This is a genomic window from Ruminococcus sp., from assembly GCF_045129435.1.
Lineage (GTDB): Bacteria > Bacillota > Clostridia > Oscillospirales > Acutalibacteraceae > Ruminococcoides.
Map to the genome: position 1 here is coordinate 1 of NZ_JBGVJL010000022.1, position 16,894 is coordinate 16,894.

At 38.4% G+C, this 16,894-nt stretch carries 11 protein-coding genes, 2 tRNA genes and 1 other annotated feature; of the genes, 6 read left to right on the forward strand and 7 right to left on the reverse strand.

Annotation, left to right across the window (positions count from 1 at the left end; all coding sequences use genetic code 11):
* The first annotated feature begins 590 nt into the window (after positions 1–590).
* Positions 591–828, forward strand: a binding site (T-box leader).
* A 41-nt stretch (positions 829–869) separates the two neighbouring features.
* A complete protein-coding gene (leuA, locus tag ACJMMI_RS00940) occupies positions 870–2,549 on the forward strand; it encodes a 2-isopropylmalate synthase (RefSeq protein WP_405352664.1) in 1,680 nt (559 codons plus the stop codon).
* Positions 2,550–3,374: 825 nt separating this feature from the next.
* Here the strand turns inward: leuA and ACJMMI_RS00945 are convergent.
* Positions 3,375–6,224, reverse strand: coding sequence for a starch-binding protein (locus ACJMMI_RS00945; protein WP_405352666.1), 2,850 nt, complete (start codon positions 6,222–6,224; stop codon positions 3,375–3,377).
* Between the two features lie 324 nt (positions 6,225–6,548).
* Between ACJMMI_RS00945 and ACJMMI_RS00950 the strand changes: the two genes are divergently transcribed.
* From ACJMMI_RS00950 to ACJMMI_RS00965, 4 genes are all read left to right on the forward strand, one after another.
* Positions 6,549–7,406: a patatin family protein gene (locus tag ACJMMI_RS00950; RefSeq protein ID WP_405352668.1), complete on the forward strand. Its 858-nt coding sequence runs from the start codon at positions 6,549–6,551 to the stop codon at positions 7,404–7,406.
* Between the two features lie 57 nt (positions 7,407–7,463).
* Positions 7,464–7,540, forward strand: a tRNA-Pro gene (locus ACJMMI_RS00955).
* A 66-nt stretch (positions 7,541–7,606) separates the two neighbouring features.
* Entirely contained in the window at positions 7,607–8,047 is a 441-nt protein-coding gene (locus tag ACJMMI_RS00960) for an Rrf2 family transcriptional regulator (protein WP_405352669.1), read from the forward strand.
* Positions 8,048–8,715: 668 nt separating this feature from the next.
* Positions 8,716–9,516: a hypothetical protein gene (locus tag ACJMMI_RS00965; protein WP_405352671.1), complete on the forward strand. Its 801-nt coding sequence runs from the start codon at positions 8,716–8,718 to the stop codon at positions 9,514–9,516.
* A gap of 88 nt (positions 9,517–9,604) precedes the next feature.
* Here ACJMMI_RS00965 and ACJMMI_RS00970 read toward each other — a convergent pair whose 3' ends face one another.
* Together ACJMMI_RS00970 and ACJMMI_RS00975 are read right to left on the reverse strand one after the other, a co-directional pair.
* Positions 9,605–10,276 carry a Crp/Fnr family transcriptional regulator gene (locus tag ACJMMI_RS00970; protein WP_405352673.1) on the reverse strand — a complete coding sequence of 224 codons (672 nt, stop codon included), beginning with the start codon at positions 10,274–10,276 and terminating at the stop codon, positions 9,605–9,607.
* Between the two features lie 96 nt (positions 10,277–10,372).
* The gene (locus tag ACJMMI_RS00975) at positions 10,373–12,997 is read right to left on the reverse strand and encodes a starch-binding protein (protein WP_405352675.1); all 2,625 of its coding nucleotides are present in this window, start codon (positions 12,995–12,997) and stop codon (positions 10,373–10,375) included.
* 971 nt (positions 12,998–13,968) lie between these two features.
* Between ACJMMI_RS00975 and ACJMMI_RS00980 the strand changes: the two genes are divergently transcribed.
* On the forward strand, positions 13,969–14,304 hold the full coding sequence (locus ACJMMI_RS00980; RefSeq protein WP_405352677.1) for a hypothetical protein: 336 nt from the start codon (positions 13,969–13,971) through the stop codon (positions 14,302–14,304).
* A gap of 183 nt (positions 14,305–14,487) precedes the next feature.
* Here ACJMMI_RS00980 and ACJMMI_RS00985 read toward each other — a convergent pair.
* The 4 genes from ACJMMI_RS00985 to ACJMMI_RS01000 form a co-directional block, all read right to left on the reverse strand.
* Positions 14,488–14,564 (reverse strand) — tRNA-Arg (locus tag ACJMMI_RS00985).
* A gap of 77 nt (positions 14,565–14,641) precedes the next feature.
* Entirely contained in the window at positions 14,642–16,054 is a 1,413-nt protein-coding gene (locus tag ACJMMI_RS00990) for an aminopeptidase (RefSeq protein ID WP_405352679.1), read from the reverse strand.
* 35 nt (positions 16,055–16,089) lie between these two features.
* Complete coding sequence (locus tag ACJMMI_RS00995) at positions 16,090–16,701, reverse strand: lytic transglycosylase domain-containing protein (protein ID WP_405352681.1); 612 nt, start codon at positions 16,699–16,701, stop codon at positions 16,090–16,092.
* On the reverse strand, positions 16,701–16,894 hold a 194-nt coding region (locus ACJMMI_RS01000; RefSeq protein ID WP_405352683.1), incomplete at its 5' end, for a dephospho-CoA kinase. The genes ACJMMI_RS01000 and ACJMMI_RS00995, both read right to left, overlap by 1 nt.

Sequence of the window (16,894 nt, forward strand, 5' to 3'; positions counted from 1 at the left end):
TGCATCTCACTGTAAATCTTTGAGTATCCTCAAAGTATTACGGGTTCCTTTATCTTTCTCGTTGTTTAATTTTCAAGGTCCTACGCACTTTTCGGAAAGTTTTTTGTCGGTTTTACCGAACCTCTCTCAACAGTGCGTGAATCATTATATCACGCTTTATTTCGTTTGTCAACACTTTTTTCAAAGTTTTTTCTAAACTCTTTAAAAGCTTCTTTCGTGCTTTCAAACTTTTCTGTTGTTTGTGCTTTCCTCAAGCGACGAATGTTATTATATCACCTCTTTTCTCAAATTGCAACCCCTTTTTTCAATTTTTTTCATATTTTTTAAAATTTCTTTAAATAACCGCATAATCACTGACTTTTCGAGTTATATTTCTTTTAAATAACCATACTGCGTATATAATTATGCCCTGTTTTCTTATTTATATACTTATTTCATTAAGCAGAATTAATCTATCACTAACATTACACTACTTCAACAGCACACAACTTTTCTATATACATATATATAAGAAAAAGTCATAATATGTAGCAAATAATCTTGACAAAAGTTTTTATTCTCTATATAATAGTATCAACAAGTAAATCCCTCTAAAAGCGATGACGGGAACAAGATATATCGGTATATCTTCAGAGAGCAGCTGTTTGGTGAAAAGCTGCGTTATCCTTTATATGTATAGCTCATCCCCGAGTTTTCTGTGCGAGATTATGTAGTGCAGAACGCCAGACTGCGTTATCGGTCAGGGCTTTGTTTGAAGTCTGTAAGGGGTGTGCAGTGATGTACACCTGAAACCGGGTGGTACCACGGATATTTTTATTCGTCCCTTTTTAGGGGCGATTTTTTGTGCAATTAATTAGGAGGCACTTTATATGAAACCAGGATTTGAAAAGTACATTCCTTTTCAGCAGATTAAGCTTGAAAACAGAGAATGGCCAAACAATGTAATTACAAAAGCACCAATCTGGTGCAGTGTTGACCTTCGTGACGGCAACCAGGCACTTGTTGACCCAATGAATATGGAAGAAAAGCTTGAATTTTTCCACACCCTTGTAGATATGGGATTTAAGGAAATTGAAATCGGCTTTCCGAGTGCATCAGAAACCGAATATGAAATCTGTCGTGAATTAATTGAGGGCAATCATATTCCTGATGATGTTACAATTCAGGTACTTGTTCAGGCAAGAGAGCACCTTATCCGCAAAACATTTGAGGCAGTTAAGGGGGCAAAGAATGTAATCATTCACTTCTACAACTCAACCTCAACTTTACAGAGAAAAGTTGTATTCAAGACCGATATGGAGGGCGTAACTCAGATTGCCATTGAGGGCGCTAAGCTTATAAAGCAGCTTACAGATGAATACACAGGCGACACAAACTTCAGATTTGAATATTCACCTGAAAGCTTCAGCGGTACTGAGGTTGAAAATGCAGTTTACATCTGCGACAAGGTTATGGAGGCACTTGGCTCTACAAAAGAGAACCCTGTTATTCTAAATCTTCCTAATACTGTTGAGATGTGCACACCGAACACATATGCCGATCAGGTAGAATATTTTATTAAGCATATAAAGAACAGAGAGGCTTGCATCATTAGCTTGCACCCACATAACGACAGAGGCACAGGCGTAGCTTCCGGCGAACTTGCACTTCTTGCAGGTGCTGAGCGTGTTGAGGGCACACTCTTTGGCAACGGCGAAAGAACAGGTAACCTTGACATTGTAACAATGGGACTTAATATGTTTACACAGGGTGTTGACCCTAAGCTTGACTTCTCAAATCTTCCAAAGCTCAGAGAAATTTACGAGAGATGCACAGATATGAAAATTAATCCTCGTCAGCCGTACATCGGTGAGCTTGTATTTACCGCTTTCTCCGGTTCGCATCAGGACGCTATCAACAAAGGTATGCAGTATATGAAGGATAGTGGAACCGAATACTGGGAAATTCCATATCTCCCTATTGACCCTGCTGATGTTGGCAGAGAATATGAGCCGATCATCAGAATTAATTCTCAGTCCGGCAAGGGCGGTGCGGCTTTTGTAATGAGCCACAACTTTGGTTATGATCTTCCAAAGAAGATGCACCCTGAATTTTCTAAGCTTGTTCAGAAAAAGTGTGAAGAACTTGGCAGAGAGCTTATTCCAAAAGAGCTTTTCGAGGTATTTAATGAAAACTATCTTGAAGCTAAGCAGAAATACGCTCTTACAAAGCGTAAGATTTACGAAGAAAGTGAGAACGGCAAGGATTATGTTCACTTCAAGGGTAAGATGACTATTGACGGTGCAGACGAGGTTGTTCTTAGCGGAGTTGGCAACGGACCTATTGACGCATTCTTTAATGCAATCAAAAAATTTGGTCTTGATAAGTATGAATTCATTTCATACAGCCAGCACGCAATTTCTCAGGGTTCAGACTCAAAGGCTGTTTCTTATATTGAACTTAAAAAGCCGGACGGAAAGAACATATTTGGTATTGGCATTGATTCTAATGTCAATGTTGCATCTGTACTTGGTGTACTTAATGCAATTAACAGAGCAGAAGCTGAATAATTTTTAAATTTATACAGGCGGTCACATCAAACTAATGTTGTGACCGCCTGCTTTTTATTTTAATCGAATTTTGATAAATGTTGAAAATCTTAAATATTAAAGACTAGCTATCGCTAAAGATGAAGAATAAAAAGTTTAGGTCGAGCCTTTTTTAAAGGCTCGTGGGTTTGGGCAAAGCCCAAGAAAAGTTGTTTCCATTGCAATTTGAAAGGCACAAACAGCAACGCTGTTTGTATGCTAAAGCAAAGTTTGATAAAACAGGCGACAGCCTTTAAAAAGTATCATTTTTTAGTAAAGATTAATGGCTTTTTGTGTTGCTATCGCAATTATAAGGCTTTCGCCATTGTGCTTAATCCGCCAAACAGAAAGCTGTTTGGCTATCATAATTTTGCATTAGCTAAAATATTGTGGGCTTTGCCCACACCCACAACCTTTGAAAAAGGTTGACCAAATTTTTATTTCCGAGTATAAAGTCTGCAATAAGTCAAACAAAAATTTCCCGACCGTTACAAACCATAATTTACCCCAACTATTCAAAAAGAGCCTTATTATAATTATCAAACTTCAATTTTACTTTTGAATGTCACACTTTCTGTATTCTGCAATATTATGTAGTGTAAACAGAAAGGAGGCAAACGCTTATGTGTAACTTTTTTGGTAATGGCAACAACTGCTGCTCATGGGTTATTCTTCTTATAGTTATCCTTGCTTGCTGTGGCGGTAACGAGTCTTCTAACGGTTGTGGCTGTGGCTGCTAAAATTTAAGTATAAAAATAACCCCCTCGTAATGAGGGGGTTAAACTTTGCAATTTTACTTATTTGCAATCAGCCGTTATATGCTGACCATGAACCGTTAGCATAAATCTGACCAAAACTTGGAATTGTAATGTCGCCTGTCTGGTTGCTGCCGTTGTCACTAAAGATAATGTACTTAGCGTCCTCAGGAAGCTCAATGCTGTAAACATCACCTGAAACCTTAGTCATAGCCTTACCAGGCCATGTTGTCATAGCTTTGTTTGAGTCGCTCCAATAGTAAGCTGTAGGTGTGCTAAAGTTTGATGTATTCTTGAAATAAACTATGCTGCCTGATACTGTTGGAGATGTAGGAGTTGGAGTTGTTGGATCTGTTGAATAGTTGCTCCAGCTACCATTATTATAAATCTGACCAAATCCAGGAATTGTAAGGTCATTTGTCTTGTTGCCACCGTTATCACTGAAAATGATATACTGTGTACCGTCAGGAACTTCGATGCTGTAAACATCGCCTGAAACCTTAGTCATAGCCTTACCAGGCCATGCAACCATCTTTGCGTCATCATCACTCCAATAGTAAGCTGTTGGAGTACCAAAGTTTGAAGTATTCTTGTAGTAAACTACATTGCCCTGTGCCTGTGTTGGCTGAGTTGATGTAGTAGGCTGTGTAGGTGCAGTTGTTGGCTGAACACCGCCTGTATATGTACCTACCTTTGAACCGCTGATTGCGATATTTACAATATAAGACTGAATATATGTTGCATCCTTGACATCAACAATACCGTCACTGTTTACATCTGCTGCAACAAGGTTATTGCCTGTGAGTGTAGCCATTTCTGCAATGTGAAGCTGAATTTCTGATACATCACTGATTGTAATTTTACCGTCCTGATTTACATCACCGATAAGAATATTTTCTACAGGTGTTGTAGGCTGTGTTGCTGTTGTAGGTTGAACAGGCTGATAATCTACAAACTGATTGCCTGCCTTAAAGAGCTTTGTTGTACCCTCAAGATCAAGACCGGGCTGCATATCTGCAGGGTAACGGTTGCTTGATGAATTTGTGCCGTCACTGAAGATAACTGCACCGTTTGCAAGTGAATCGTCAACATCTATTACATAGTATCCTGTTGCTGAATCCATAGTCATTTTCTGACCCGGCCACTCAGCATTTGAGGTTTTGCCTGAATAGATATAAGCATATACATTTGACCAGTTGTAAGAAGAATTATCGAAGTAAATTCTCTGTACCTGTGATGGATCAACCTTTGTGTATGTATATGTTTCGTCAGCTGAACCGTACTCGTTTGTTGCCTTAACAGTTACAGTTGTCTTTGTACCATAAGCAAGGCCTGCACCGATCGGAATTGTCTGACCGTCTGTGTATGTCTTATATGCACCGCCGTCAATAGAATACTGACCGTTTGCTGCATTCTTAACATTTAATGTAAGAGTGTAAGTATCTGTCTTGTAAGTTGAAGAACCAGGAGTAACAGAAACCTTTGGAGTTGGTTTTACATCCTCGTAAATTACAACAATACCGCTTGAACCTGTGTCACCTGAAATAGTTGAATTTGTAACTGTGATTTCATTACCGGATACATGGTCTATATACTTGCCCGGCTTTACATAGCCACCACCGTTTGGTACTGAGAAGCTGCCGCTGCCGCTGCCCTTAACAATTACGGCACCGCCGTCTTTACGAGTAACAACAGAACAGTTATCTTTAACAGCATAGTAATCGGCTTTGCCAATCATAGCGTTATGGAATTTGTTAACCTCTGATACTTCTGCACTTGTAAAGTGAGTTGAACCCTTAGCACCTACCAAAATATCTGTACTATTTGTAGTAGAAGGACGAGAAAAATACAATGAAGTTGCTGCATTACGGCTTGCTGCAATTGCATAAGCACGGTCAACCACATTCTGAGAAATATTTTTTGTCCAACCGCCGTCTTTTACTTCGTTAGAGAATGTATCGTGGCTTTCACCCCAATATACAAGCTTGTCTGCAGAAATACCTTTTTCTGTCCAGATACCTGTAGTTGTGGTTGCTGTACCATCTCTGAATCCACCGCACAAATGACTGCCGTATGTGTTATCTGTTACAGACATATATGTTGTGTATTCCTTCATAAGTCCTTCGTTGCCTGACTCTCTGTCATCAGGTCCGCCAAGGATTTCACCATAGTTATAAAGACCGTATTTTGTAACCTCTTTCCAGAAGTTATCGCCCTCACTTGGAAGTCCAATGTGCTTTGCAGCATCCCAACGGATACCGTCAACGCCCATATCCTTTAACTCCTGAACATATTTACCTACTACCTGCTGAACATAGCTGTTTTCTGTAGCAAGGTCAGCCATACCGATGTCACCGTGTGTAACCTGCCAACGGTTTGTCCAGTCAATTCTCTGAGTACCGTTATCACCATTTGATGAATAACCTGAATTATGCCAATACTGACTTGGCTTTAAGTCATCAACAATGTTGTTATGTGAGCCCTCAAGATGGTTTGCTACTACATCGACAATAACTTTAATGCCATATTTATCTGCCTCGTTAATAAGGTCCTGAAGTTCCTGCTTAGTACCAAGGTCATTGTCACCCGAACCAACATAAAATCCGCGTGGAAGATACTGCCAATACCATGAACCATGGTTGTTATTGCCCTGAACAGGTGAAGTCTGGATTGAAGTAAAACCAGCCTCAGCAATGTTTTTGAGTTCTGCTTTAATGTCGGTATATTTCCAGTCAAAGCAATGGAGAATAGTACCGTCCTGAATGTTATCTGCAAGACCGTAATCTGTAGCAGATACCTCTGCGTTATCTGTCAATACTGCTGCATTAACAGTAGCCGCAGTTGCAACACAAGGAATGAGCAAGCTTGCCGCAAGTGCTGCACTAAGAATTCTCTTTTTCATTTTCTCAACTCCTAAATAAATTACAGATTCGCAAATGAGTAAATACTCTTATATGCGAATAAAAATGGCTTGATCACTTTAATAATAACAAATATGTATTAAATTGGCAACATTATTATTGCACAATAAATATAAAATGTTTTTAGCTATTTTGCCAAATTAATACTACTTACACTAAAGCTTTGCCTAAAATTTATATATTTAATCCAAAAATAAAGGAATATTTTATGCAATATACTTGCAATTTTAGCAAACAATATAGTAATACTGCTATTGAAATTTTATTAAAATGTAGTAAAATATTTATATAAGGAAGTGATCATATTGAAATTAGGACTTGTAGCCGAGGGCGGTGCTGCTCGCACCTACTATTCCTGCGGTGTTATGGACGAACTGTTGAGAAATAATATATACACAGACTATGTAATCGGCACATCAGCAGGCATTGCAAACGCTGTTTCATATGTTTCAAAACAGATAGGCAGAAACTATATAATAGGTACTGAATATCTTCACGATAAGAGATATATGGGCAAAAGGTATCTTTTTAACCCTAAAAAAAGATGCTACTTTAATCTTGATTTTATTATGGACGAAATTCCCAATAAACTTGTACCCTTTGATTACGATACATTTGCAGCGTACAAAGGTGAGGTTATTGCAACTCTTACAAATATAAACACAGGCAGACCCGAGTATGTGCCTGTGTCACGCTATGACAGAAGATTTGAAATTCTGAGAGCCACCTGTGCGTTGCCACTTTTATTTCAGCCGATTATTATAAACGGAAACGAATATCTTGACGGCGGAATTACCGACAGCATTCCGTTTAAACACGCATTTGACGACGGCTGTGACAAGTGCATTGTAATTCTCACCCAGGCAAGAGATTACAGCAAGCATGCCGACAAAACTCTTGATATTTCCGCTAAACGCTACAAGCATAAGCCTGAATTTGCAAAGGCACTTTTAAATCGTCCGCAGATGTATAACAATCAGCTTGACGAAATTAAAAAGCTTGAGGAGCAGGGACTTGTGTATGTAATTGCACCAAAGCAAAGTCTTGGCATAAGCCGCACCGAAAGCAATCCGGATATAATCAGCAAGATCTATAAACAAGGTGAAGCCGACCTGAAAAATCAAATTGATAAGCTGAAAGAATTTATTGAAAAACCTCTTTAATATTTCTATGCACCTTGACTTTTTGCTAAATTTTTGTTAAAATAGATTTTACTGTAGCGGGATGTAGCGCAGCTTGGTAGCGCACACGTCTGGGGGGCGTGGTGTCGCAAGTTCAAATCTTGTCATCCCGACCATTTACACGCTAACCAACTCGGTCAGCGTGTTTTTTCTTACAACAATCCTTTAAAGAGGTGCTATAAATGCAGATTTCAAGCAGATTTACCCTTGCCGTTCATATTCTCACCTGTATAAAAACCTTTGGCGACAGCAACAAGGTTACAAGTGATTTTTTAGCATCAAGCACAAATGTAAACCCTGTAATTGTTCGTAAAATTCTCGGTCAGCTAAAAAAGGCAAACATAGTTGATGTTGCAAGAGGTTCGGGCGGTGCTGTGCTTGCAAGACCCGAAAGTGAAATCACCTTTCTCGATATTTACAAGGCTGTTGATTGCGTTGGCAACGGTGAGCTTTTTCATTTTCACGAAAACCCAAATCCCCTTTGCCCTGTAGGCAGAAATATTCATACTGTGCTTGACAGCAGACTTCTAAAGGTTCAGCAAGCAATGGAAAACGAACTTTCGGCTATTACATTAAAAGATGTTTTGAACGATACACAGAAAATAATTGATACACAAAAATAATGGCTTTTTATCAATAGTTGGGGGAAATTATGGTTTAGCTGAAAGCTTAGGATAAATAACATAAAATTTAGGTCGAGCCTTTTTAAAGGCTCGTGGGTTTGGGCAACGCCCAAGAAAAGTTGTGTTTATTGCAAATTTTCAGGCACAAACAGCAACGCTGTTTGTGTGATAGAGCAAAGTTTGACAAAACAGGCGACAGCCTTTAAAAATAAGAAATAATTTATAAATAGAAAAAGAATATCTTTTCTGTTTTGTGTTGCTGTCGCAATTATAAAGCTTTCGCCATTGTGATTAAGTTACCAAACAGCAGGTTGTTTGGCTATCAAAGCTTTGCATAACGGGAAAGTATTGTGGGCTTTGCCCACACCCACAACCTTTGAAAAAGGTTGACCAAATTTTTATTTTCGGGTATAAAGTTTGTGATAATTTAAGTAAAAGTTTCCCGACCGTTGCTAAACCATAATTTATCAATATCACCCCAACATTTAAAACAGAACCAAAATAATTACGCTAAAGATTTTGAGGAAATTTCTTCAAAATCTTTTTTAATAATTTTTGTTGTAACTATTGACATTACAACAGTCTTGTGCTAAAATATCGTTGTAATCAAAAAGGTTACAACGAATTCAACACATAAAAGCATATATTATTTTTCAGGAGGTTTTATTATGAAAAAGACAAACTACAACGAGATTAAATTAGAAAAAGGCGTAGTATTTGAGTATTCCTTTGGTGAGGTCAAGCTTTTGGTTTACCGCACAAATGATTTTATTGACGATGAAACAATTATGATTGTCAAGAACAACAAAATGGCAGTAATTGAGTCACCTTGCTTCAACGATAACATTGCAGAGCTTGAAGCTTTCATCAAAGAAAGCGGTGCACAGGTTGAGGGCGTTGTGCTTGCTTACCATATGGGTGGCGGTACATTTTTACCGAATGTTAAAAAATACGCTACAAAAAAAGCCAACACCTACGGCACAATCGGAGGCGGCAAGGCTTTAGTTGAAAACTTTAACAAGGCTTTCGGCAATATTTTTGATTCATCAATTCACACAGTTACAAACCTCATTGCAGGCGACACACTGAAAATTGCAGACACAGAGCTTAGCATTGTAGAAACCGCAGACGCATTCGACATTGTTTTTCCTGAAATCAATGTTATTTACACACATATGCTCGGTCATGACTGCCATTCAATCATCGGTGGCAACGCTCACGCAGACGCAATGATCGCCGACCTTGAAAGCTATATCAACAAAAATTACGAACTTATCCTCACCTCTCACTATGACCCCGAGGATACTGACGATGTAAAAACTAAGCTTGCTTATGTTAAAAATATCAAAACCATTGCCGCAAAATCTTCCGATGCCGAAGATTTTAAAAACAAGGTAAAGACAGAGTATCCGAATTACTCCGGTTTAAATTACCTCGACATCACAGCTGGTGCATTTTTCCCGGCATAATTTACAGCTTAAAAACAAGTAAATTGTAATCCACAGCAAAAGGGCAGTCCGTAGTTGGACTGCCCTTTTTAAGAGAGGTTGTGCATTATTAAACAGTTGAATTTAAAATAGTTATATATTTTCCCTCATAAGTAAGCACATTTGCTTCCTGCAAATTTTTCAGTTCACGCATAAGGGTACTTATATCCATTTGCAAATGGTCTGCAAGCTCCTGTCTTGTAAAAGGAATTTTTAATATATCACTATTCTGTTCAGTTTTTAATTGCTTTAAATATTTTATTATCTTTTTTTTTGAAATTGATTCTGCTGTTGCTATTGTTCTCTGCATAACATTTTCAGTCATTTTATAGAACATACTTATAATGTTCTGCTGAATCCTATTTTGCAAAACAAGTATTGAAGCATTTGTTTCCAAATATGAATTTGTTTTCAGCAATAAAACCACTGACTTTTTCCTTGCCTCAACCGAAACTGTAGGATATATTGTATCCGGACTAACCGCAATCAACACATTTCCCTCAGGCTCAAAATAATTTATAAATGTTTTTACGCCATCTATATTATTTTCATAGGTGGCTATTGAACCATTTAATACAAAAATTGATTTGTCAAGTTCAATTTCAAGTTTTTCTCCACGATTTAATTCAACAATTTTAAACTCCGTACTATATAAAAATCTCTCAATCTCGTTATCTGCAAACCCTTGAAAAAGTCGAGATTTTCTTAAATAATCTATATTCTTTTCAATCTGATTCTCCATAAAATCTCCTACTAAACAATATGCCATAAGCTGTCAGGAAATTTTCCTGACAGCTTATATTTATTATAGCATATAAAATTCAATAATAAACCTATTTTACCAGTTTTTAACTGTGTATTTACCGTTTGAACTTCCGGAGATATAGAACTTCGCACTGCCTGTAATCTGAATATCAACAGTCTGACTGCTGCCATTGTTGAAAATTACATATGTTGCGTCACTCGGAATATCAATAGTATAAACGCCCTGTCCGTAATCGTTGGTAGTTGACTTTGTCATTGACTTACCGGGCCATGAAGTCATCTTTGTGTTGCTGTCCGACCAATAGTAACAGTTCACACTGCCCCAGTTGTAGTTATCTGTAAATGTCATTGTATATGTATCAGATACAGATGAAGTAGTAGGCTGTGTGGTAGGTGCTGTTGTTGGCTGAGTTGGCTTTGTTGTAGGCTGTGGTGCAGTTGTTGGCTGTGTAGGAGTTACACCGCCTGTGTACTGACCTACCTTTGCATCACTGCTTGGCTGAGCTGTAATATACATCATAATGTATGTAGCATCTCTTATATCGATTAAGCCGTCATCATTTACATCAGCAGCAAGCTTCTGCTTATCTGTAAATACAGTCATTTCATTTACATAAAGCTGAATTTCTGTTACATCACTTACAGAGATTTTTCCGTCCTGATTAACATCACCAATAAGTACGCTTTCTACAGGTGGTGTAGTCGGCTGAGTTGATGTTGTTGGCTGAGTAGCGGTTGTAGATTGTGTTGGTATTGGTGGGTTGTAATCTTCAAATGTATGGTTAGCTTTAAAGATTTTTGTTGCACCGTTAAGGTCTAGACCAGGCTCCATATCAGCAGGGTAACGCTTGCTTGCTGAGTTTGTACCGTCACTAAAGATTACCGCACCGTTTGCAAGTGAATCATCAACTTCTATTACATAGTAACCGGTTGCAGAGTCCTTAGTCATCTTCTCGCCCGGCCACTTTGCGTTAGATACTGTATCTGCGTAAATATAAGCATAAACATTTGACCAGTTGTAAGAAGAATTATCAAAGTAAATCTTCTGAGTTAAGGTTGGGTCAACCTTTGTGTATGTGTAAGTATCTTCGGCTGAACCTGAATCATTACTTGCCTTAACTGTTACAGTTGTTTTTGTGCCGTAAGCAAGGCCTGCACCGATCGGAATTGTCTGACCGTCTGTGTATGTCTTATATGCACCACCGTCAATAGAATACTGACCGTTTGCTGCATTCTTAACATTTAATGTAAGAGTGTAAGTATCTGTCTTGTAAGTTGAAGAACCAGGAGTTACGCTTACCTTTGGCTTTGGATTTTCTTCTTCGTAAATTACAGCAATACCGCTTGAACCAATCTGACCGCTGATAGATGAAGAAGTAACAGTGAATGTATTGCCCGAAACCTTATCTACATATGTACCCGGCTTTGCATAGCCACCGCCGTTTTCTACAGAAACATTACCGCTTCCGCTGCCCTTTACAATAACAGCACCGCCATTTTTACGGGTAATAACGCTGCAGCCGTTTGAGGCTGTATAATAGTCTCCCTTACCATTCATTGCATTATGGAACTTATTTACCTCGGCAACCTCAGTACTTGTAAAATGAGTACTGCCCTTTGCACCAAGCATAATGTCATCTTTTACCTTTGATGACGGGCGAGAAAAATAAAGTGAAGTTATTTTATCTCTGCTTGCAGATACCGCATATGCACGGTCAATAACATTTTGACTCATCTCATTTGAATAGCCCCAGTCCTTGTTATTTGACCATGTGTCATGGCTTTCACCCCAATAAACAAGTTTATCATTAGAAAGTCCCTTAGCACACAAATTGCCATATGCAGACGGAGCATTACCGCTATTAAATGATTCACGAAGAGTCATACCATATCTGCTGTCGGTAACACTCATATAAGTTGTGTATTCTTTCAAAATATTTGTTGCTCTTGGTTCATCCGTAACGCCCGGGTTATTTAGAATTTCACCGTAATGCCAAATACTTTTGTCTGCTGTAACCGTTTTCCAGAAATTGTCGCCCTCGCTTGGAAGACCAATGTGCTTTGCAGCATCCCAACGAATACCGTCAACACCAACACCTTTAAGTTCCTGTACATAATTTGCAACGCATTGCTGAACATAAGAATGTTCTGTGTTAAGGTCAGGCATACCAATAGTGCCGTGAGTTACTTTGTAACGGTCGCCGTCCTGTGCCGGGCCTATATCCTGATGCCAATACTGGCTATCCTTTAAGTCATTTTGAATTCTGCTGTGATCGCCTGCAAGGTGGTTTGCTACTATATCGGCAACAATTTTTATTCCATACTTATCTGCTTCCTGACAAAGTGATTTTAAATCATCCTTTGTGCCAAGTGCATTTGTGCCAATATAAAATCCCAATGGCTGATAAACCCACCACCAAGAGCCTGTACCTCCTGTAGCCTGCGGCGGTGATACCTGAATCGAAGTAAAGCCCGACTCTGCAATTTGTGGAAGCATTGCCTTAATATCATTGTACTTCCAACAAAAGCAATGCAAAATTGTACCGTCCTGAATGTTATCCATTAAGCCGTAATCGGCAGCAGATACCTCTGCATTTTCATTAATTGTAGCCGCATTTACCGATAATGCTGTTGCAAAGCAAGGCACTAACATACTTGCAGCAAGAACAGCACTAACTATTTTTTTGTTTTTCTTCACGCTTTTTTCCTCCTGTGCTTTTGTTAATTTCAAAACTACTCCAAAACCTAAAAACCATATACAAAACTTCTAAAATAAATATTTAATAGCAAAATTCACCTCCAAATTCATAATAAAAACACAAAATTTACTATTAATTATAAATAAATTTTATATTTATTATAATGGTAAATGCGAATGTTTGTTTTAAGTCAGATAAAAAAGGAGAATATTTTTTTATTTAAATTGCACAATTTAGGCAGAAACGCTTTGTTTTTCGGCAGAAACGCAATATATAAAAATAAAAAATTTTTTAAGAAAAATCAGTTTATATTTCATTTTTCTATAATTTTAGTCAACATACTCTATAAAGCAGCAACTAAAAAATTCATCATTTATATTGCAAAAGAGCAATATTTGGTATATACTGATTTTATAAACTTAATTTTAAAAGGTATTGTCTTATTATGAAGAAAACCAATATTTTACTTTTGCTTACCTTGATTTTGTCGCTGTCTTTTATAGGTATCCCCTTACATAAAAGTATTGTTACAGAAATAATACTTTGCATATTAAATGTATTGATACTGTATTTTTTCACAGTCACCTTAAAATATGACAAGGCATCAGAAAGCCATAAGCATCAAAAAAAGAATAGATACATTGTTCCTACGCTCTGCCTTGTTGGATTTGTCGTATCAAGCATAGTTTTTCAGATATTATTTTATCAAAGCACCATAAGCTACAATCTCTGTGTCTTTATGTCGCTTATGCACCTTAATGTTTCTATAGTATTAGTTATGTTCACAATTAGGGTACACAAAAAGCTTTCAGCAAAAAACAAAACAATAGCACCACTGGCTGACATTATTTTTTTGATAAACGCAGTAGTAAGTATTGCCTTGTCTTTCTCGTTGATATTCGGTTTTTATATTTGCAAATCAAGCTTTGTTATGATAGCTTAGTTGTAACTAAAAAGGGAGGCTAACAATATGCTAAATAAAGACTTTTGGAGAATAACTATCGGTATATTGTGCGGATTGCCGGTTTCGCTTTTGCTTATTTTTCTTACCTATTTTAATTTATACAGTTGGTCGGCTTACCCTGCACTTATTTTTGGAGCGTGGGGTTTATATAATGTAATTATAATTTCGGTATTGAAGAAGAATTATTTCAAAAAGCAATACGCAGAAAATGAAAGCAAAAAATATTCAGGCTATGAACTGCACTGGTATCGATGTAATCGTATAGGTATAATACTGTTCTGGTTTGCATCTGCAATTATAGTCGTTATAAGCTTAATATTTATTATCTGTTCATTCTTTTAAACGGCTCATAATAGCCCCGATTTTAGTGTTGGAGTGATATTGGTTTACCCCAACTATTGAAAAGAACTCAAAAACTAACCCACCGCACAAAGTTCAAACAATCTTTGTTCGGTGGGTTTTATTGTGTACAAATTAAATTAAAAATCACAAAAAATAACACACCCCGAAATCAAGGTGTGTTATTGGCGCGCTGGAAGAGACTCGAACTCCCGACCTTCTGATTCGTAGTCAGACACTCTATCCAGCTGAGCTACCAGCGCATATGCGGTTAATCATTAACCGCAAGTAGTATATTACCACATTTCTTTTGAAAATGCAAGTGTTTTTTTGAATTTTTTTAATTTTTATCGTCAAAGAATGCAAAGAATGCTCTGTAAGCCATATATACATCAATTTTTGATACAATTTCAAACGGAGCGTGCATACAAAGTACAGGCACACCAAGGTCAACTACATCAACATTCATATTGGCAACATATTTGGCGATTGTTCCGCCGCCGCCCATATCAACCTTGCCAAGCTCGCCGACCTGCCACATTACATTGTTTTTCTCAAGCAAAGCTCTTACCTTGCCCATATACTCGGCAGATGCGTCAGAAGTATCGTACTTGCCGCCATGACCTGTGTATTTTGAAATTACTACACCCTCATTAATAAAGCATGAGTTCTTTGCCTCATAAGCCGCTGCATATGTTGGATCATAAGCCGCACTTACATCGGCTGAAAGGCAGGTGCTCTTTGAAAGTGCCTTGTAGCCGTCAATGCCGTCCTGCTTTGCAAGGTCATACACAAAGTAACGCAAAAAGTCGCTCTGCATACCTGTGTTGCCGTCACTGCCTGTTTCTTCCTTATCTGTAAGATAAGTAATGCAGGTCTGCTCAGGTGTTTCAACATCAAGAGATGCCATTACTGCCGGATAAGCACAAACCTTGTCATCGTGACCATAGCCGCCGATCATACTTGCATCAAAGCCAATATCTCTTGCCTTGAATGACGGAATAAGGCAAAGCTCTGCTGAAAGGAAATCACCCTCAACAATACCGTACTTTTTATTGAGAATTGACATTACATTAAGCTTTACAAAGTCGCCTTCGTCCTTGCCCTCGGCATATGGACGAGAGCCGACAAGAACATTGAGATCCTCGCCTGTGAATACCTTTGCGAGAGGCTTTGAAACCTGATCCTTTGCAAGGTGCGGAAGCAAGTCTGTAACGCAGAAGCAAGACTCATTTTCATCGTCACCCCATGTGATATTTACCTTTGTGCCGTCAAGCTTTACAACGGTGCCGTGAAGTGAAAGCGGAAGTGCTGTCCACTGATATTTTTTAAGACCGCCATAGTAGTGAGTCTTGAAAAGTGCAAGGTTTGTATCCTCATAAAGTGGGTTCGGCTTTAAGTCAATTCGTGGTGAATCAATGTGTGCAATCGCAAGTCTTGCACCGTTCTTTACACCGTTTTTACCGATAACAGCAAGTGCAATAGCCTTGTCACGGTTTACATAATAAACCTTGTCGCCTGCATTATAAGAAGCGTTTTCGTTGTACTCTGTAAAGCCTGCTTTTTTAGCAAGCTCAAGTGTATAGCTTACTGCCTCACGCTCAACCGGTGAATGGTCTAAAAATTCTTTATAGCCAACGCAGAAGTCATCAGCCATTTTAATCTCGTCAGCAGTGAGAGTAGCCGCACCCTTTTTGCTCTTCATCATAATTTCTTCTTTAAGAAGTGTTGCTTTGCTTTTTTCGTCTGCCATATTTATCTTCCTTTCATTTTAATATACATATTAGTTTATGAATAATATAACTCAATATACTTAGCTTTTGCGTCCGTTACCCTTTCAACATATTCCTTGGTTTCGGGGTACGGTATATCGGTAAGTGTTACGCCGTCTGTGCTGTAGTCCGGATTTTCAAGCCAATCCGATACCACAAAGCCTGCGTTATACGCCGCTATTGCCGAGGTTTCTGTTCCATAATAATCGAGAAAATATTTTAAAAGATACGAGCCATAGTCTATACAGATTTCAGGGTTAAACAAATCCTCCTCCGTATATGTTCCCTCGCAATCTCTCACCTGCTGCAGCCACTCAAACGAGCTTGGCATAACCTGCATAATTCCGCAAGCACCTGCATCTGATTGTGCATCGGCATTAAATCCGCTTTCTGTGCGGATTACCGCATATATAAGTGACGGGTCAAGCTCATAGTCCTTTGCGGCTTTTTCAACATATTGGCTGTAATCTCTCGGATAACTGAGTTCAAGCAGCTGCTCCTTTGCCCTGTCATAGTAATTGAATACAAACAGGGCAAGCAAAACTGCCACCAGTACAATACAGCCTGCCACAATAAAGCTTTTGCCCTTTTTCTTTGGCTTTTTTCTGTATCGGGGATTTGCCGCCATTAAATCACCTGCCGTAAGTATCCGAGCAGTCCCTCGGTCTTGCTGATAAGTTCCTGCTTTGAGCCGTTGTTCTCAAGTATAAAATCAGAATTTTCTTTGAAATAGCTTTCGGAAAGCTGTGCATTTATGCGGCTTTTTGCCATTTCTTCAGAAATATTATCTCTGAGCATAATACGCTGTTTACGAACTTCTT

Bases quoted from the DNA above. Each gene is read 5' to 3' on its own strand.
- leuA (WP_405352664.1), top strand. From the start codon at position 870: ATGAAACCAGGATTTGAAAAGTACATTCCTTTTCAGCAGATTAAGCTT.
- ACJMMI_RS00945 (WP_405352666.1), bottom strand. From the start codon at position 6,224: ATGAAAAAGAGAATTCTTAGTGCAGCACTTGCGGCAAGCTTGCTCATT.
- ACJMMI_RS00960 (WP_405352669.1), top strand. From the start codon at position 7,607: ATGCAGATTTCAAGCAGATTTACCCTTGCCGTTCATATTCTCACCTGT.
- ACJMMI_RS00965 (WP_405352671.1), top strand. From the start codon at position 8,716: ATGAAAAAGACAAACTACAACGAGATTAAATTAGAAAAAGGCGTAGTA.
- ACJMMI_RS00970 (WP_405352673.1), bottom strand. From the start codon at position 10,276: ATGGAGAATCAGATTGAAAAGAATATAGATTATTTAAGAAAATCTCGA.
- ACJMMI_RS00980 (WP_405352677.1), top strand. From the start codon at position 13,969: ATGCTAAATAAAGACTTTTGGAGAATAACTATCGGTATATTGTGCGGA.
- ACJMMI_RS00990 (WP_405352679.1), bottom strand. From the start codon at position 16,054: ATGGCAGACGAAAAAAGCAAAGCAACACTTCTTAAAGAAGAAATTATG.
- ACJMMI_RS00995 (WP_405352681.1), bottom strand. From the start codon at position 16,701: ATGGCGGCAAATCCCCGATACAGAAAAAAGCCAAAGAAAAAGGGCAAA.